This window comes from Actinoplanes ianthinogenes, from assembly GCF_018324205.1.
GTDB classification, from domain to species: Bacteria; Actinomycetota; Actinomycetes; order Mycobacteriales; family Micromonosporaceae; genus Actinoplanes; species Actinoplanes ianthinogenes.
Window position 1 is genome coordinate 7,491,189 of sequence record NZ_AP023356.1, and the last position, 17,563, is coordinate 7,508,751.

Annotated in this window: 17 protein-coding genes; 7 read left to right on the top strand and 10 right to left on the bottom strand. The window is 71.8% G+C overall.

Annotated features, from left to right (window positions below; all coding sequences use genetic code 11):
• Position 1: 1 nt before the first annotated feature.
• Genes Aiant_RS33885 through Aiant_RS33905 form a run of 5 tightly spaced genes read right to left on the bottom strand, consistent with a single transcriptional unit; the run spans position 2 to position 4,899 of the window.
• A complete protein-coding gene (locus Aiant_RS33885; protein WP_189333014.1) occupies positions 2-1,756 on the bottom strand; it encodes a hypothetical protein in 1,755 nt (584 codons plus the stop codon).
• Positions 1,743-2,495, bottom strand: a complete 753-nt coding sequence (locus Aiant_RS33890; RefSeq protein ID WP_189333015.1) for a DUF8175 domain-containg protein — start codon at positions 2,493-2,495, stop codon at positions 1,743-1,745. The genes Aiant_RS33885 and Aiant_RS33890 overlap by 14 nt, the downstream gene beginning before the upstream one ends.
• Positions 2,496-2,516: 21 nt before the next feature.
• Positions 2,517-3,365, bottom strand: coding sequence for a DUF8175 domain-containg protein (locus Aiant_RS33895; protein ID WP_189333016.1), 849 nt, complete (start codon positions 3,363-3,365; stop codon positions 2,517-2,519).
• Positions 3,366-3,370: 5 nt separating this feature from the next.
• Positions 3,371-3,706, bottom strand: coding sequence for a hypothetical protein (locus tag Aiant_RS33900; protein WP_189333017.1), 336 nt, complete (start codon positions 3,704-3,706; stop codon positions 3,371-3,373).
• Complete coding sequence (locus Aiant_RS33905; protein WP_189333018.1) at positions 3,703-4,899, bottom strand: MinD/ParA family ATP-binding protein; 1,197 nt, start codon at positions 4,897-4,899, stop codon at positions 3,703-3,705. The genes Aiant_RS33900 and Aiant_RS33905 overlap by 4 nt, the downstream gene beginning before the upstream one ends.
• 142 nt (positions 4,900-5,041) lie before the next feature.
• Here Aiant_RS33905 and Aiant_RS33910 point away from each other — a divergent pair, with 142 nt between their 5' ends.
• The 3 genes from Aiant_RS33910 to Aiant_RS33920 all read left to right on the top strand — a co-directional run bounded on the left by Aiant_RS33910 (position 5,042) and on the right by Aiant_RS33920 (position 8,667).
• Positions 5,042-5,590: a M23 family metallopeptidase gene (locus Aiant_RS33910; protein WP_189333019.1), complete on the top strand. Its 549-nt coding sequence runs from the start codon at positions 5,042-5,044 to the stop codon at positions 5,588-5,590.
• Positions 5,591-5,631: 41 nt separating this feature from the next.
• Entirely contained in the window at positions 5,632-6,579 is a 948-nt protein-coding gene (locus Aiant_RS33915) for a VldE C-terminal domain-containing protein (protein ID WP_483396400.1), read from the top strand.
• Between the two features lie 192 nt (positions 6,580-6,771).
• Positions 6,772-8,667, top strand: coding sequence for a GDSL-type esterase/lipase family protein (locus tag Aiant_RS33920; RefSeq protein WP_189333021.1), 1,896 nt, complete (start codon positions 6,772-6,774; stop codon positions 8,665-8,667).
• Positions 8,668-8,937: 270 nt separating this feature from the next.
• On the opposite strand, the gene Aiant_RS33925 is transcribed toward Aiant_RS33920, so the two are convergent.
• The 5 genes from Aiant_RS33925 to Aiant_RS33945 all read right to left on the bottom strand — a co-directional run bounded on the left by Aiant_RS33925 (position 8,938) and on the right by Aiant_RS33945 (position 13,165).
• Positions 8,938-9,681 carry a zeta toxin family protein gene (locus Aiant_RS33925; RefSeq protein ID WP_189333022.1) on the bottom strand — a complete coding sequence of 248 codons (744 nt, stop codon included), beginning with the start codon at positions 9,679-9,681 and terminating at the stop codon, positions 8,938-8,940.
• A 107-nt stretch (positions 9,682-9,788) separates the two neighbouring features.
• Positions 9,789-10,070 (bottom strand): hypothetical protein, encoded by a 282-nt coding sequence (locus Aiant_RS33930; RefSeq protein WP_189333023.1) that lies wholly within the window; start codon positions 10,068-10,070, stop codon positions 9,789-9,791.
• Positions 10,071-10,093: 23 nt separating this feature from the next.
• Entirely contained in the window at positions 10,094-11,719 is a 1,626-nt protein-coding gene (locus Aiant_RS33935) for an ABC transporter permease (RefSeq protein ID WP_189333024.1), read from the bottom strand.
• Positions 11,716-12,732, bottom strand: a complete 1,017-nt coding sequence (locus Aiant_RS33940; protein ID WP_212846593.1) for a nucleoside hydrolase — start codon at positions 12,730-12,732, stop codon at positions 11,716-11,718. The genes Aiant_RS33935 and Aiant_RS33940 overlap by 4 nt, the downstream gene beginning before the upstream one ends.
• Before the next feature lie 55 nt (positions 12,733-12,787).
• Complete coding sequence (locus Aiant_RS33945) at positions 12,788-13,165, bottom strand: hypothetical protein (RefSeq protein WP_189333025.1); 378 nt, start codon at positions 13,163-13,165, stop codon at positions 12,788-12,790.
• Between the two features lie 56 nt (positions 13,166-13,221).
• Between Aiant_RS33945 and Aiant_RS33950 the strand changes: the two genes are divergently transcribed.
• The 4 genes from Aiant_RS33950 (at position 13,222) to Aiant_RS33965 (ending at position 17,559) form a co-directional block, all read left to right on the top strand.
• Positions 13,222-14,367, top strand: coding sequence for an efflux RND transporter periplasmic adaptor subunit (locus tag Aiant_RS33950; RefSeq protein ID WP_189333026.1), 1,146 nt, complete (start codon positions 13,222-13,224; stop codon positions 14,365-14,367).
• 56 nt (positions 14,368-14,423) lie between these two features.
• Positions 14,424-15,578: an efflux RND transporter periplasmic adaptor subunit gene (locus tag Aiant_RS33955; protein WP_189333027.1), complete on the top strand. Its 1,155-nt coding sequence runs from the start codon at positions 14,424-14,426 to the stop codon at positions 15,576-15,578.
• Positions 15,579-15,581: 3 nt separating this feature from the next.
• The gene (locus Aiant_RS33960) at positions 15,582-16,292 is read left to right on the top strand and encodes an ABC transporter ATP-binding protein (RefSeq protein ID WP_189333028.1); all 711 of its coding nucleotides are present in this window, start codon (positions 15,582-15,584) and stop codon (positions 16,290-16,292) included.
• Positions 16,293-16,365: 73 nt separating this feature from the next.
• Positions 16,366-17,559 carry an ABC transporter permease gene (locus Aiant_RS33965; protein ID WP_189333029.1) on the top strand — a complete coding sequence of 398 codons (1,194 nt, stop codon included), beginning with the start codon at positions 16,366-16,368 and terminating at the stop codon, positions 17,557-17,559.
• Positions 17,560-17,563 lie beyond the last annotated feature (4 nt).

Genomic DNA, 17,563 nt, shown 5'->3' on the forward strand with positions numbered 1-17,563 from the left:
GTCAGTCCCCGTCCTTGGCCGGAATGTCCGGTGCGGCGTTCTCCGCCGTCGATTTCGCCTTCTCCACTGCCGCGCGGCCGATCTCGGCCGCGGCGATGACCCCGAGCGCGATGCCGCCGGTGGCCGCGCCGGCGCCCGCCGCGGCCGCGCCGCCGGCGGCCGTGCCCGCCGCTCCGGCGCCGCCCGCGCCCGCGCCTGCCCCCGCGCCCGCCCCGGCGCCGGTGGTGGCGCCGGTCCCGGCCGTCCCCGAACCGGTCGCGCCCGCGGTCCCGGACCCGGTGCCGGTGGTGGATCCGGTCGCGGCCGTCGGGTCGGCGCCACCGGTGCCCGGTGACGACGATCGGCCGGCCTTGGCGGGGTCCGGGCTGGTGGGGCTGTTGCCGTCGCCGGCCGACGGGCCGTCCCCGACGGCGGCCTCCTGACCCTTGGCCGCGTCGCTGTTCGACGTGGCGCGGCGCATGGCGATCTGCTGGGAGACCGAGGACGCGGTGCCGGTGATCGCGCCGCCGACCACGCCGCCGCCGGTGCTCCCGGTGGAGTCGGAGCCGTCGGGGAGCACCGGGGCGTACTTGAGCAGGGTGAACGGCGCCAGCCCGGCGACCAGCAGGGCGAGGGCCGCCATCAGCGCGGTGGTGACGCTCTTCAGCCCGGGATCGAGGATCGCGGTGGTCGAGGTGGCGAAGTTGGCCAGTCCGAACGCCGCGCCCAGCAGCAGGAACAGCAGTGGCTTGGCGAGCAGCACACCCAGCCAGGTGAACGGGATCTTGGCGGCCTTCTTGCGCCACTTCGGATTGACCCACATGCCGAACGCGATGCCGCACGCCAGCCCGGCGAAATAGAGCGTGAGGTTCTGCAGGAGCAGTCCGGTGAGCAGGGCCAGGGCGCCGAGGAACAGCATCAGGTAGATGACGATGCCGATGATGACGCCGCCCGGCACGGCGACGGTGAGCTGGCCGAAGATGGCCAGTTTGGTCAGGAAGGCGGCCATGTCGGGGGCGATGAAGCCGACGATGCCATCGGTCAGCGCCGTGGTGAACTTGCTGGCGACCGCGCCCAGCGCCGGCCCGAAGATCATCAGCACGATGCCGGTCGGCAGATGCTTGAAGACCGTGTCGTGCATCTCGTCGCCGGACAGCTGATTCCGTGCCGTCTGCACCGAGGTGATCAGCATCATGACCGCCATGACCAGCAGGCCGAGCGCCGAGGAGGCCGCGTAGTGGCGCAACCACCAGCCCGCGCCGGCGTCGAACTGGGTGGCGTGGTTCAGCTCCTTCAGCACCTTCTCGACGAGGTCGGTCGCGCTGGCCTTGAGGGTGTTGACGAAGTTGTCCAGGGCGCTGGTCGGGTCGGCGACGAACTTGACCAGGTCGACGACCGCGCCGATGGCCTTGAGCGCGTCCTCGAAGAAGCCGATCGCCTTGTCCACGAGCGGCGCGCCGAGCCTCTCGCACAGCGTTTCCAGCGGCTCCAGCGAGCCGGTGACGGTGGTACAGATCAGTTTCGTGGTCATCTCCCGGCCGTGGTCGACCATGACGGAAGCGACCTTCGCCGCGCACTGTTTCCGCAGGCTGTCGGTGATGAGGATGGTGCCGAGGATGCCGTCCTCGCACAGTTGTGTGGCGGCCTTCTGTGCGGCTTGCGCCTTCTGCTCGGGCGTCGGGTCCGCGGCCAGCGCCGGGGCGGCGGTGCCGGCCAGCAGGATCAGGGCGGCCATCACCACCAGGACCCACCGGCGGGGGAAGTCATTGCGGCGCATTCGCATACTCCTGCCAGTCGGGTCCGGCGGCCTGAAGTGCCTGCCGGCGCTGGGCGGCGTCCAGGGGCGTGTCACCGCCGACCAGGTCCTGGGACGCGGGAATCGGGGGTTCGTCCGTCCACTCGTAACGGCGTAGCTTCCAGTCGCCGTTGACCCAGGCCACCACGGTCGCGTTCGTGTCGCACGAGCCTTGCGCCTGGCCGTTGCCGCGCATGACCTCGCACTCCCAGACGTTGACGGTCGCGGTGTACGAGTCGCAGGAGACCAGCCGGAAGCCGCCCCACTCCGGATGCGACTCCATGATCAGTTTCAGCTCGAGGGCGGTACGCATGCCCTTGCGGTAGTACTCGATGCGCTGGGAGTCGGCATCGGAGATCTGGTCCAGCAGTTTGTCGCCGTACGACTTCACCCACTCCAGGCGGGTCGCGGAGGAGATGTAATTGGTGGCCGCGGCGACGGCGCCCGCACACGTGTGCTCGTAGCCCATCTGCGTCTTGCCGTCGGCGGCCAGGCTGGAGCCGCCCTCGCCCGCGGTCACGGCGAAGTGCTCCACGGTGGTGGACGGTGCCGCCGAGCCGGGCGCCGCCGGCGGCGGAGCGGTCGGCTGAGCCGCCGGGTCGTCACCGGAGCGGATGGCGTTGCCGAGGCCCACGCCGACCAGCAGGACGACCACCGCACCCAGCGCGATCGGCCACCAGCGCCGGGGTCCGGGCTGTGCGCCGTCGCTGTGCTCGCTCAATCGAGGACTCCGTTTCGTGATTCAGACTTCGGTGTTCGCGTACAGCCACCACGCGGCGCCGAGCAGGCGCGCCCGTTCGAAGACCGGAGGGGCGGCGCGGGGTGCGACCGCCGGCACCGGACCGTCCTGGTGGGCCGGAAGCGCGGCGAGTTTCCAGTCGGCGCCGGTCCAGGTCATGCGTACGGTCGAGGTGCGCCAGGCGCCCGGTGGCGGATCGCCGTCGCGGGGCACCACACCGCGTTCGAGGTAGTGCCAGATGACGATTTCGGCGGCCTGCGGCGTGTACGCCGCGACCCGGTAGGCGCCCCAGGTCGGACGGATCGTGGAGAGCACGACGTGCCCGGCCGGCGGCTCGCCCGCGGCGGTGAGACCGAGGGCGCGCGCCTCGGTGGCGATGGCCGCCTGGATCTGCCGGGACTGCCCGGTCAGCCACCGCGGATCGCCGGTCGCCGTCAGGATCTCCTGGCCGACGACCGGCTGGTACAGGCCGGTCGAGCTGAGCGCCTCCAGGTAGACCGTCGCGGCCGCGACGGCGCCGTCACGGGTCTGCGCGAAGCCGGCCGGGATGCCGCCGGGTCCGGTCCGGGTGCCGCCCGCTCCGGCGGTCACGGCGCCGGTGGGCAGCTGCTCCTCGCCGCCCTCGTCCTCGTCCTGGTCGCCGTCCACCGGCTGGTCCATCGGCTCGCCCACCGCGGTCGCGGCGACGGAGGCGTCCGGGTCCGGTGACCGCGGCGTGCCGCCCGGGACGACGACGCCGATGGCGATGCCCAGCACCAGCACTCCGGCCAGCAGCGCCGGCACGACCCAGCCGGGCCGGCCGCGCCGCGGCTCCGACGCCTCCCGGGTGTCGAGAGAGATCTTGGTCGGCACCCGGCCTAGCCGATCACCGACAGGATGGCGCTGAAGATGATCGGCAGGCCGGCGCAGACCCCGGCGGCGATCCCGGCGTTCTTCAGGTCCCGGGCGCTCTCGGTGATGCCGTGCTCGTAGCCCTGCTTCTTCGCCGAGGCGAACTTGACGGTCGCGCTGACGCAGTAGGCCGCGATGGCCGCGAACGCCAGCGCCCACAGGCCGCCGAGGATCTTCTTCCACGCGGTGTTGAACTCGGCGCCGAAGACGGTGAAGTCGGGCACGACCCCGTTGAACGGGTTGGTCGGCTCGGCGGCCACCACGAAGTGTGCCGCGTCGTGCAGGGCGTGCAATGCGCTCATGGAGCTGTTCTCCTCGTGTGATTCACTTCGGCCAGGCCGTCCGCGATCGCGGCGCAGGCGTACAGCCACGCGTCGCGGGTGCTCCTGGAGACGGTGCTGAAGTCGATGCGCTCGCCGGACGCGATGGTCGGGTCGTACGGGATCTCGACGACCGCCCGGGTCCGGCCGGTGAAGTGCTCGACGATCTCGGCGCGGGCTTTCGGCGGGACCTGCGGCTCGGAGGCGGACAGCACGGTCACCGCCCGGCGGGCGAGGTCCGCGCGGCCGGTGCTCTCCAGGTGGTCGAGCATCCAGGCGGCGGAGAACGCGACGTCCCGCCGATAGGACGAGCAGACCACCAGCAGGTCGGCGGCGTCCGCCGCGGCCTGCCAGTTGGTGGCCCGGATGTTGTTGCCGGTGTCGATCAGCAGCAGCTTGTAGAAGCGGGAGAGCACGGCGCGCAGCCGCTCGAACTCGCCCACGCCGATCTGCGCCATGTTCTCGGCCGACTCGTCGGAGGCGAGCACGTCGAAGCGCGCCTCGCCCTGGGCCCGCAGGTAGGCGGCGAGCTCGCCGGCGCGGGCGTCGACCCGTTCGAACCGGTCGAGGTGCCCGAGCAGGTCCCACACGGTGAGGCCCTGGTCCGGCATCAGGCCCCGGACGCCGAGGGTGCCGCGGGTCTCGTTGTTGTCCCAGGCGACCACGTAGCCGCCGCGGATGGAGCCGAAGGTGGCCCCGGCCAGCAGCGTCGCGGGGGTCTTGCCGGCGCCGCCCTTGGGGTTGGCGAACATGACCGTGACCGGCCGGGTGAAGGACCGGCGGACCGCCACGGTGGCCTGGCGATGGCGCACCTCGGCGGCGGACGCCTGAGGCGCGACGGCGCCCCGGGTGAGCTTGCGCACCTTGCCCCGCCAGCCCCACGTCGCGGGCAGCTCCGCCACGCCCATCTGGCGGGGGAGCAGACCGACCGCGGCCGGGGGCGGAGGCAGGACGGTGGGGGTGTCACTCGCCGGCTCGGGCGCGACGACCGGCGCCGTGGCGACGACCTTGACCTCGGTGGCCGGGGTCGGGGCCGGAGTCGGGGCCGGAGCGGTGGCGGACTCCGGCGCCGGCGCATCCCCGGCCGGACGGGGGGCTCGCTGGGCGAATTCCGTCACCGCCTCGGCGTCGTAACCGGGGCGACTGGTGGCAGGCCAGTAGTCGGGTGTGGACATGGATCTATCCTTGTCTGTACATATCTGATTGTCTAGCGTGTCAATGTGTACGCCTTTGGCGATCCACTCAGGAGGATAGGGTGCCCCACCGGCGCAACCGACCCACCGGCCCGGACGTGCAGTGACAGCGGACAGTAGCAAGGTGTCACCCTGGGTTGTGGCCCTTGTGGCCGGTCTGGCGCTCATCGTGGGTCTCGGTGGTGCCTCGGTCGCCACCGGCGCCACCGGACCCGAGCCGGCCGCCACCGTCCCGGCCGCCGGCGCCTGGGTGAAACCGGTCGACGGCGAGCTGTCCTCGTCCTACGGCATGCGGTGTCTCGGCGGCCAGTGCCGGATGCACACCGGCACCGACATCAGCGTGCCGACCGGCACCGACGTCGTCGCGGCCGCCGCCGGCGTGGTCGAGGGCGCCCGGTGCGCCAGCGACTACTGTGATCGCCCCGGCTACCTGGGCCTCGGCGGTTACGGCAACCTGGTGACCGTCAAGCACGCCGACGGTGTGGTGACCCGGTACGCACACCTGTCGAGCTTCGCCGTCGCCCCGGGCCAGCAGGTCACCGCCGGTGCACTGCTCGGCAAGTCCGGTTCGACGGGCAACTCGACCGGCCCCCACCTGCACTTCGAGGTCAAGGTGGACGGCAAGTTCGTCGATCCGGTCACGTTCCTGCGAGCCCACGGCGTCGCCACGTGAAGACCTTCCTCGCCGCCACGCTGGCCGGTGTCCTGGTCCTGATGCTGGCGCTCAGCCTGGGCGACGACCCGGCCCCGGCGGCCGCCTCCGACGCGACGAGCTGCCTGACCGCCACCGGCGAGACGCCCCACCTCGACGACGAGCAGACCGGGAACGCCGCGCGCATCATCGCGATCGGCAAGCAGCGGGGTATTGCGCCGCGTGGCTGGGCGGTGGCCGTCGCGACCGCCATGCAGGAGTCGAGCCTGCGCAACATCAACCACGGGGACCGGGACTCGGTCGGGTTGTTCCAGCAGCGCCCGAGCATGGGCTGGGGCACCGTCGAGCAGCTCACCGACGTGGACTACGCGACCAACGCCTTCTACGGCGGGCCGCCGCCACCGGACAACGGCGGTCTGCTGGACGTGCCCGGGTGGGAGCGGATGGAACTCACCGACGCGGCACAGGCCGTGCAGCGCAGCGGGACGCCCCAGGCGTACGCGAACTGGACGGCCCTGGCGATCGACCTGGTGCGCGAGCACGGCGGTGTCGAGCTGGACTGCGCCAAGGTGGTCGCCGGCCCCGGGTCGGTGGAGCCGGCGCCCCGCAACCCGGACGGCTCCTGGCCGCACGAGGGCTGCGTGATCAAGCCGGACCCGACGACCGGCCGGGGCTGCCTGACGCCACGCACCGACCACATCGTGAAGCAGGCCGCGGCGTACGGGAAACCCGGCTGCTGGCGGCCCAGCGACCACGGCGAGCACCCGAAGGGGAGAGCCTGCGACTGGATGATGACCTCCGGCGGGGAGGCGCACGGCGAGCAGAAGGCCAAGGGTGACTCGATGGCCGCCTGGGCGGTCGCCAACGCCGACAAGTTGGGGATCATGTACGTGATCTGGTACCGGCGGATCTGGACGCCGGAACGTGGCTGGCACGACTACAACAACCCGTGGGGCGGGAACGACCCCAGCGGCTGGCACACCAACCACGTACACATCTCGATGTACTGAAAATGAGCCATATGCGAGATTCGCGCCGGTGACGTAGACGTCTGACGCCGCGTCCGTCGACCGGGTGGTTGAACCCACGTGAACGCGGCTCGACGTCGCGGTGGCGGTGATCGGGAGGCGGCTCGCCACAGGCCGGATGGCACAGTAGGAACGGACGCGGTACATGGCGCGACGGACATAGTATTTACGAACATGAGTGTCCTGCGGCGCGCGGTGATCCCGGCCATCCTGCTGGCCTTCGTCTGCCAAGCTCTGGGTGGTGTGCCGGCGATGGCTGCCGAGGCGACCCGCATCCTCATCGTGGGCGACTCGATCACGCAGGGCTCGTCGGGTGACTACACGTGGCGCTATCAGCTGTGGAAGCACCTGCAGGCCAGCGCGCCCGGTGCGACCGACTTCGTCGGCGAGCGGACCTGGCTGTACGACAACATCGCGAACACGCAGAACTCCACCGCGTACGCGAATCCGAACTTTGATCGTGATCATCATGCGAAATGGGGTCAGCAGCTCCAACTGGAGAAGGACGAGATCGCCCCGGCGGTGTCGGCAGCCAAGCCGGACGTGATGCTGCTGCTGATGGGCATCAACGACCTGACGTGGGGTGGCGAGTCACCGGCGACCGCCTTCGGCAACCTGCAGGCGCTGCTGCGCACTGCCCACGGGCTGCGGCCTTCCCTGCGAGTCGTGGTCGGACACACGCTGAGCCGATGGGATCTGCTCGGCAAAGTCGAGCAGAACGTGACCGATACCGCCCAGCTCAACGCACTCATCGACACGCTTCCTTCCAACCCTGACTTCTCCTACGTACGGGTCGCGCGCACCGACGCGGGATGGAATCCGCAGGCCCACACGTGGGACGGCACCCACCCGAACAGCACCGGCGAGGTGGTGATCGCCGGCGCGTTCGCCGACGCGCTGGCCGGCCTGGGCATCGGCAGCGCGTACGGCGCCAGGACGGCCGTGCAGTGGCCGGTCAGCACCGTGATCACCACGGCGGCCAGCACCGCCCCGGCACCGGCGGCCGGCGGATCGGTGAGCGCGATCGCCGGCGACAACGAGGCGACCCTGTCGTGGACCGCGTCGAGCGGCGCCTCCGGATACCTGATCCAGCAGCGGCAGAACGGTGGCGCCGCCGACCAGCTCGCCTGGCCCGTCAGCGACACGAAGTTCACGCCGGGCATTCTCGCCGGTGACTCCCTGTACGACTTCCGCGTGGTTCCGGTCAGCGACAACGGGCAGATCCACCTCGCCTGGAACGCCGCGCCGGGCGCGAACGCCTACGCGATCCGCAGCCGCGACCTGACCACCGGGTCGGGCTGGACCACCCTGCCGCTGCCCGTGCAGGCCACCAGCTATGACCTGGCCGGGATCCCGGATCACGTCTACTCGTTCGCGATCCAGCCCGGCAAGGGCGTGATGACCGGCGCGTGGAGCCCCGAGGCGTCCCAGCTGATCCGCCGGACCGGCACCCCTTCGGCCTGGTCGGCGCAGGTCCGGGTCAAGGACTACCACGGCAAGCGCAAGACCGCACGGGACTTCGCGATCGCGTGGGCGGGCGCGTTGGACTTCACCTGGGAGGACCGCTACGGCTCCGCGGGCGACGACTGCACCCACTTCGTGTCGCAGACCCTGCTCACCGCCGGCTACCCGGAGATGGGCGAGCCGTCGAGGTTCATCGACGCCTTGTACGAGAGCGCCGTCAACGACGACGGCGCCTGGTGGCGCGTCGACGAGGGCAGTCCGATCCGGGCGGGCCTTCTGATCGGCGGCTACGTCGAGCGCAACGCCTCGGCCACGTTCACGCTCGCGCCCCGGCTGGCGAACCATTTCGCGTTGCGCTCGCGATACGGACTGGCGCAGAAGGTCAGCGATCCGCGGCTGCTCGACTACGGCGACGTCATCCTGATGCAGACCTTCAACCACGGCCCCGACATCGACCATGCGGTGATCGTCACCGGCTTCGACTCCACCGGCTATCCGCTGATCAGCGAGCGCAGCAACGCTCACGTCAACAAGTCGCTGCGGGAGATCGAGAACGGGAACTCGCGTCTGATCCTGCACAACTGGCACCTGCTGCAGTTGAACTAGGGTCGCGGCCAGATCGCGCGGGGTGGCCAGGAGTCGGTGAAGGCCTGTCGTTCAGTGGCACACGGACAGGCCTCGCTGGCAAATGACAGACACGGCCGCTATTCGCCAGCTCCGAAAATGGCCCTCCGCCACTCCCGGCTACTTGACCGTGGGGCCCTCCGGCCGCGGCTGCTGCTGGTGCGGCCTCGGGTTGTGGCGGCGGCCGTCGGCGCGTTGCCGGCTCTGCTGCTCGACCGCTTTGCGCAGGGTGGCGGCGCGCCGCTCACCGGATCACCGGGGGAAGGCTGAGCCCGGCCGGCGGGCGACCGCGGCGCGCAGGTCGGGCCGCAGGTCGGCCGGCAGACGCCGGGCGAGGGACTTGGCCGTGTCGTCGAAGGCCGCGGTCTGCTCGGCGCTCCACGGCTGGGCACGGATTTGCTCGATGACCCGCCGGGTGTCCGGCGGCCGCACCCAGTCGCCGTCGGCGCCCAGTTCGTTGGAGTACCGCTTGGTTCCGTCGCGCTGATAGACGTGCACCTGATCGACGAGCCGGTCACCGTCGATCAGATCGATGGTGCTCAACAGACCTGTGTACGCCTCCTGCTGCACCTCGGGCGGCACGTACCGGCCGGGCGTCTTCCCGTCCCGCATGTCCTGATATCGGCTCAGCACACCCATCCGGCTGGTCGCGTCGTCCACCGCGACGACCGCCAATTCCACCCGGTAACCGGCGGCCCGGAACTGCTCGATCGTGCTCCGCGCCGATTCGGGATTGCCGAATGTCGCGCTGAACACCACGTTGTAGCGGTTGGCGATGCAGTACTTCTTCGCCATGGCGGTCCACCGCTGCGCGTCCCGGTGGGTCAGCATCGCCACGGTGCGGTCGTTCGCGCGAGCCAGCTGCGGATACGCCGGATGGTGGACCCGCATGTCGTCAGCATCGATCTTTACCGTGCCCGGGCCGAGAGCGGCGCGGGCCCAGTTCTCCGCGTTGCTTTTCCCGGCGCCTGGCTGGCCGGCCGCAATCACCAGCACCGGCCGTTCCTGCGGGATTCCCCCCGCCAGATCGCGTGGGACGATCTTCTCGGCGAACCGGCGAGCAGATTCCTCCGGCGAGAGAAGGTACGTCTCCGGCTCGGTGTTCAATCCGTGACGCCGATCTCGAACTCGTCGATCAGTGCCGGAAGGTCGCGGAGTGCCCGCGCCACCGCCTCACGGTCAGTGATCCTGAGCTCGCGCTTCTCCTCGGCGTACCGGTCCGCGGCCGCATTCAGCTCCGCCGTACGAGCGGGGTCGGTCGCCCGGTCGATGTGCCAGTCGATCAGGCTGATCAGTGTTCGGTAGAGGTGGACAGCGTTCTCGTAGTCGTCCACTTCCGCTCCGGCGAGCGGTCCGATGTTGTCCGGCATCACGAATTCACCCATGAGTTCCCCTCTGGACGGATCGGCTACTTCAGGATCGGCCCCTCCGGGCGCGGCTGCTGCTGGGGTTTCGGGTCGCGGTGCTGACCGGCCGCCCGCTGCTGACTCTGTTCGGCCGCCTTGCGGACCGCGGCGGCCCGCCGCTCACCCGGTTGCTGAGGCACGACCTTTTCGGTACGCCCGGAGTCCCGCGCCCCCATCCGCTGGTGCGCGCCGACATACCGTTCGACCCGATGCTGCAGATCGCCGGCGACGGGCTCACCCCCGTCCCGCCGTCCGGCCGTCACCTGCAGCGTGCGCTGCGGCTCCAGCCCGGCCCGCTCCCCGGCGGCCAGCGCGCCCGCCAGATCCGGCCAGCCCGGATCGGCCAGCACCTGGTCGGCGCGATCACCCAGCGCAGCGCGCGTCGCCTGCTCGTACCGGGGCAGGGATCGGACGGTCTCCAGTAGGTGATTCGCCTCCAGCGAGGGGCCGGAGGCGTCGGCGGTCAGTGGCGTGAGCCGGTCGAAGGTGGCCCAGACCCGCTCCTGGGCGGGCCCCTGAAGGCCGCTGCCGGCCAGCGCCGTGGAGAGGTCGTTGACCACGCCGCGGTCACGGCGGCGGACGAAGCCGTCGAGCAGGGTGCGCAGCTCCGGGTCGCAGGCGGGATCCTTGGCGACCCACGCGCGGACCTCGGTGCGGAAACCGTCGGCGCCCTCGCGCAGGGGCGTACGCCAATCGTGTCCTTGTTCTTGCTGGTCGGCGGCGACCGTCGCGACGTCGGCGACCGCGACGAGGGCCGCCTCCTTGACCGCCTGCCGCACGGCGGGATCCTGGAACGCCGGAGCGACCAGGGTCGGGTTGAGCCCGTCGAGCTGGTTGGCGACCTCGCGCAGCGGGGTCTGCTCCGGGCCGGCCGCTGACACCTGGCGGGGGCTGGACATCGGCCCGTGCAGCGTCTCCTCGATGGTGGCGAGCGCGTCGCCGCAGGCGAAGGTGAGCGCCGGGTCGTCCGGCAGCCGGGGGACCGTCTTGCCGTGGAACGGCGCGACCGGTTCCAGCTCCAGCTCGTAGCCGTGCTTGGTGCCGGGGTTCCGGTCGTCGGGGGAGGCGCCGAAGAACAGGTACCGCCCGGTGAACTCGCTCTGCGGATAGGCCGCGGTGAGCAACTCCTGCACGGTGCCCTTGAAGCTGGTGTCGACCAGCACGATCCGGCTGTCCGGCCTGCCGACCGGGATGTCGGCCGCGCGCAGGTAGTCGGTGAGCCGGCGATAGGCGCCGTCGACGGTCTGCGGGTCCACCTTGCGGCTGGCGTCCCGGAAGCCGGCGGCGTCCGGGAACCGGACGCCCCACCGCTCCCGGTCCTGCAGGGCGGCGTCGACCACCGCCCGGGACAGCACCACCTCGCGCCCGTGCGCGGCCATCAGCTCCGGATCGAGCTGGCGCATGGCGGCGGCGAGGCTGTGACCGTCGCGGCCCAGGAACACCACGCGGGTCCGCGGATCCGCGGCGATGTCGGCGCGGATGTCGTCGAGCATCGCGGCCGCGTGGTGCACGACGAACGGCGCGTGGAAGCGCTGGAACGTCGCGTGGGCCTGCTCCAGCGCGGCACGGTGCCCCGGGTCGGTGATGCCGTGCGCCTCCGCGATCTCGGCGATCTCCCGGGAACTCATGCCGCCGGGACCGGGGCGGACGGCAGCAGCTGCCGGTGCAGCCAGGTCATGAACGCCGGATAGTGTGCCCCGGTGGAGAGCGGCACCGTCGTCCCGTCCGGGTCCTCCCGCATCCGCCCGATGTCGTCGAACGACACGGCGGTGGTGTCGAAGTCGACGAACGGCAGGTGCAGGGCGGCGCTCAGGGTCAGCGCGTCGTGCTGGATGGTGCCGGGGTGGAACCCGGTGAACCAGCGGTCCAGATGTGCCCGCAGGGTCCGCGCCCACGCCGGGGCGTCCGGGGCGGTCAGCGCCGCGTAGAGCGGGCCGGCCGCGGTGACCTCCAGCTCGGGGGTGAAGGTGACGTCCGAGGTGACCAGCCACAGCGGCAGGCCGGGCGTCCGGACGACGGCGACGGCGGCGGCCGGGTCCAGGCGGACGTTGTGCTCCGCGCGGGTCGGGTCGCGGTACCGCAAGGCGCCGCCCATCTGGGTGACCAGGAGCCGCTCGGCCAGGTGCGGGCGGGCGGCGAGCACGGCCGCCAGGTTGCTCATCGGACCCATGCCGACCCAGCGGACCGGGCCGTCGGTGGCCGCGCACACCGCCTCGACCGCGGCGACGACGTCGCCGGTGGGCGCGGGGGTCTCCGGCGGGATCAGGTCCCGCACGCACAGGTATCGATCGTTGCCGAGGTCGGCGCCGGCGACCACCGGCACCTCCGGCCGGCCCAGCTCGGCGAGGAAGTGCGTGGCGAACCGGGCCCGCTGCCGGTCGCACTCGTCGCCGGTCAGCACCAGCGCGAGGTCGGGCAGCCGGAGCGCGGCCACGGCGAGCGCGATGGCGTCGTCCGCGTCGCCGCCGATGTCGGTGTCGATGATGACCGGTCCGCTCGGCGACTCGGCCGGCGGCGGCGCGGCGGCCAGCCGGTCGGCGACCCTCCCCAGTGGTGTGTCCGGGTGTCGTCGTCCCAAGTCGACCATGCCCTGCCACTGCTGCCGCAGCTGCGTCCAGTCCGGGTCGTCAGTACTGTTCACGACCAAGACTCTAAAGTGCGCCCGCACCCCTCTGCCGGGCCGCGGGCGCCGCCTGTCACTCGGCGGGCAGCACGTCGCCCGACGCGCCCGAGGGGGAGTCCGGCGCCGGTTCCCACAGGTTGGTGCCGTGCGGGGTGAAGTTGCTGGGGTCGACGTCCGGGTAGAGCTCGCCCCCGCCTCCGGCCCCGGCCGGCGGCGTCGCGCCGCAGTCCCCGTCCGGCCCGCCGGAAGGGGCGCCGCTCGGCTCCGTCCCGGCCGGCTGGACCGGAGCCCCGCCACCGGGCGGCGGCGCGCAGGCCGATGGGGAGGCGCCGGTGTCCGCCGGGGTGGTGCCGGCGCCCCTGTCCTCGCTGGTGCACGCCCCGATGACGAGGGCCGCTGCCAGGGCGGTCACGGCGACGGCGGCTCGGTGCGCGGGCGTGGTCTTCAGCACGGGTGCTCCTGGGATTCGGGTCCGTCCGGGTACGTGAACAGCCACAATCTAGGATCATGAGCAAGCTGACGGGGCAAAACCGGTCTAAACGACGCATTCGGTGGATAGGCGCCGCGATCGTCGTGGTGGGCGCCGGCGCCGCGGTGACGGTCGCAGTGCTGCACGATCGGAACGACGCGCGGCGATCCGCCGAGGTCGTCGCGGTCGCCGTGGACAAGGGCAAGGTCACCCTGGACGTGGCCACCACCGGCACGGTCGAGCCGGCCACCACCCGGGAGCTCTCCTTCGCGGTCGCCGGCACGGTCGAGGCGATCACCGTGCGGCCCGGTACCAAGGTCACCGCCGGGCAGACCCTGGCCACCGTCGACGACACCGGCGCCGCGGACGACGTGACCAGCGCCGAGACCATCCTGAGCGACGCCCGGGACCGGCTGGACGACGCGGAGGCGACGGCCGCCTCGGTCACCGCGGCCGCGACCGCCTGCGCGACCACGAACACCGGGCACCTGACCGCGGTGGGCGAGCCGTCGGCCGCGGTCAGTGCCGCGGCCGCGACGGCCTGCCCGACCCGGGGCTACCCGGACACCGGCAACGACTCGATCCTCGCCGCGCAGCAGACCGTCAACCGGGCCACCCGGGCGGTCGCCGAGGCCAGGGCGGCGCTCGGCGGCGCGGTGATCAAGGCGCCGATCGCCGGGACCGTCGTCGCCGTCGCGGGCAGCGTCGGCGACACGGTGAGCAGCGGGAAGACCTTCGTGACGCTGGCCGACACGTACACGATGCAGGTGCGGGCGGACTTCCCGGAGGCGGACGCCGGCTCGCTGAGGGTGGGCCAGACCGGCACGGTCACCCTGGCCGACCACGACGATCCCCTGAAGGCCACCGTGGTGCAGGTCGACCCGGTCGGCACCTCGGACGGCGCCCTGGTCCGTTACGGCGTGGTGCTCTCCTTCACCGCACCACCCAGCGACCTGCTGGTCGGGCAGTCGGCACAGGTCACGGTCCGGGTCGGCGAGACCGGGGACGTGCTGCGCATCCCGTCCACGGCGGTGCACGACATCTCCGGCGGCTCGGGCACCGTGCTGGTGCGTACCGGCTCGGTGAGCACCCGGCGCACGGTGACCGTCGGCCTGCGCGGCGATCAGCACACCGAGGTGACCGCCGGGCTCACCGCCGGCGAGCAGGTCGTGCGTTCCTGGTGATCGGGAATACCGGCGAACACGCCACCACGAACCGGCCGTACGGACATGATGGCATCGTGAAAGCCCTTCGCAGACCCAGCACGGCGATCAACGCCCTGCTGGCCCTACTGATCGTCGGCGCCGCGATCTGGGGCGTCAACCTGATCCGCAGCACCTCGTCCGGCAACTCGGCGAAAGCCACGGACATCCGCACCGTCACCGTCTCGCAGGGCACGGTCACCAAGACCGTCAGCGCGGACGGCACGGTGGAGAGCGCCTCGACCGCCGCCGCCACGTTCACCACGGCCGGCACGGTCACCACCATCAAGGTCAAGGTCGGCGACCAGGTCACCAAGGGTCAGCAGCTGGCCGCGGTCGACCCCACCGACGCCGACCGGGAGCTGGCGCTCGCCCGGGCCAACCTGGACGCCGCGAACGACGCCCTGGACCGGGCCGAGGCCGCCGGCACCGACACCACCGCCGCGGAGAACGAGGTCACCGCGGCGACCCTGGCGGTGGCCGACGCCAAGGCCGCGGTCGCCGGCACCAAGCTGACCGCACCGATGGCCGGCACCGTCACCGCGGTCAACGGCTCGCTCGGCGGCTCGTCCGCGTCGACCGGTTCGTCGTCCACCGGAACGGGCGGCACCGGCGGGTCGGCGGCGAGCACGTCGGCCGGCGGCTTCATCGACCTCGCCGACCTGACCAAGCTGCAGATCACCGCCGCCTTCTCCGAGGCCGACGCCACCGGGCTCAAGGCCGGCCAGTCCGCCACCATCACCTGGAACGCGCTGGAGAACGCCGAGACCACCGGCAAGGTGGTGGCCGTCGACCCGACCGCGACCACCAGCAACAGCGTGGTCACCTACGGCGTGACGATCAGCCTGCCGGACCCGCCGGACGGGGCCAAGCCCGGTCAGACGGTCAGCGTCTCGGTGGTCACCGGCAGCGTGGAGAACGCCACGATGGTCAACTCGGTGGCCGTCACGGAGAGCGGGCGGCGGTCCACCGTCACCGTGCTCGGCGCCACCGGCCAGCAGGAGGTCCGGCAGGTCCAGGTGGGGCTGGAGGGCGACGACGCGTACCAGATCACCTCCGGGCTGGCCGCCGGCGAGAAAGTGGTGATCCCGGTCAGCACCACCACCAGCGGTACCTCGACCTCGCGCGGTGGCTTCGGCACCGGTGGTGGCGGGTTCACCGGTGGTGGCGGCGCCCCACCCGGAGGTCGCTGAGCCATGGCCCGGCCGGTCCTGGACGTTCGAGACCTCACCAAGGTCTACGGCGAGGGGGAGACCTCGGTGCGCGCCCTCGACGGTGTGTCGATGCGGGTCGCCCACGGCGACTACGTGGCGATCATGGGCTCGTCCGGGTCCGGCAAGTCCACCCTGATGAACATCCTCGGCTGCCTGGACGTCCCGACGAGCGGGCGGTACCTGCTCGACGGGGTGGACGTCAGCCGGCTCTCCGACGGCCAGCTCGCCCTGGTCCGGAACCGGCTGATCGGATTCGTGTTCCAGGCGTTCAACCTGATCCCGCGGACGTCGGCGGTGGCGAACGTCGAGCTGCCGCTGGCGTATTCGGGGATGCGCGCCGCCGAGCGCCGGCGACGCGCCCTGTTCGCCCTCGACGTGGTCGGCCTGGCCGACCGGGCCGACCACGAGCCCAACCAGCTCTCCGGAGGCCAGCAGCAGCGCGTCGCGGTGGCCCGGGCGCTGGTCACCGAGCCGGCCCTGCTGCTCGCCGACGAACCCACCGGCAATCTGGACAGTCACGCCACCGAAGAGGTGCTCCAGGTGTTCGACGACCTCAACGCGGCCGGCCGCACGATCGTGCTGATCACCCACGAGGACGAGGTGGCCGCCCGCGCCGACCGGCTGATCAGGCTGCTCGACGGCCGGGTCACCGCGGACCTGCGCCAGGACCACGCGGGGCGGCACGCCGCATGAGCGAGCTCGCGAGTGAATCAATCGGCTCAGTCATCGGTTCATGGCGACGCCGGAGCGAAGCGGAGGTGGCGACATGAACGCCGCCGAGATCCTGCGGTTCGCCCTGCGCGGGCTGTCCGCCAACAAGCTCCGCTCGGTGCTCACCATGCTGGGCATCCTGATCGGCGTCGCCGCCGTGATCCTGCTGGTCGCCGTCGGCAACGGCTCGGCCCGGGCGATCGCCGACCGGATCTCCGCGCTCGGCACCAACACGCTGACTGTGATGAGCACCAGCCAGGGGACCAGCGGCGGCGGCCTCACCATGAAGGTCGCCGACGCGCTCGACGATCCGGTCCTCGCGCCGCACGTGGCATCCGTGTCGCCGGTGGTCAGCACGTCGGCCACGATCACCTACGAGGGCAGCGACCACGACGTCGGCTCGTTCGTCGGCACCACGCCGTCCTGGTTCGGCGCCTCCAACTTCCCGGTCGGGACCGGCGCGCTGTTCACCGCCGACGACCAGGCGCAGGCCCGCCGGGTGGTGGTGATCGGGCAGACCGTCGCCGAGGAGCTGTTCTCCGGCGTCGACCCGGTCGGCAAGCAGGTCACCGTGGGCGGGGCGCTGTTCACCGTCGTCGGGGTGCTGGACGAGAAGAGCTCCAGCGGCTTCAGCGACGCCAACGACACCGCGGTCGCGCCGATCGCCGCGGTCCGCCAGGTGCTCGCCGGGTACGGCACGCTCAGCTCGATCCTGGTCGAGGCCCGGGACAGCGACCAGGTCGACACGGTGGAGAGCGAGGTGGCCACCGTGCTGGACCGGAAGCTGCCGGCCGCCGGTGACGGGACGGCCGCGTACCGGATCCAGAACGCCTCCCAGCTGCTGGAGACGCAGACCGAGACCGCGGACACGTTCACCACCCTGCTCGGCGCGGTGGCCGCGATCAGTCTGCTGGTCGGCGGCATCGGGATCACCAACATCATGCTGGTCACGGTCACCGAGCGGACCCGGGAGATCGGCATCCGCAAGGCGCTCGGCGCGCCCCGCCGGGTGGTGCTCAGCCAGTTCCTGATCGAGGCGACCCTGCTCAGCGTGATCGGCGGCGGTCTCGGCGTGGCCGCCGCGCTGATCGGCAGCCGGTTCTCGATCGTCGGCGTGCAGCCGGTGATCGTACCCAGCTCGGTGGCGCTCGCCCTCGGCGTCTCGGTGCTGATCGGACTCTTCTTCGGCGGGCTGCCGGCGGCCCGGGCCGCCCGGCTCCGGCCGATCGACGCGTTGCGTTACGAGTGAGAAC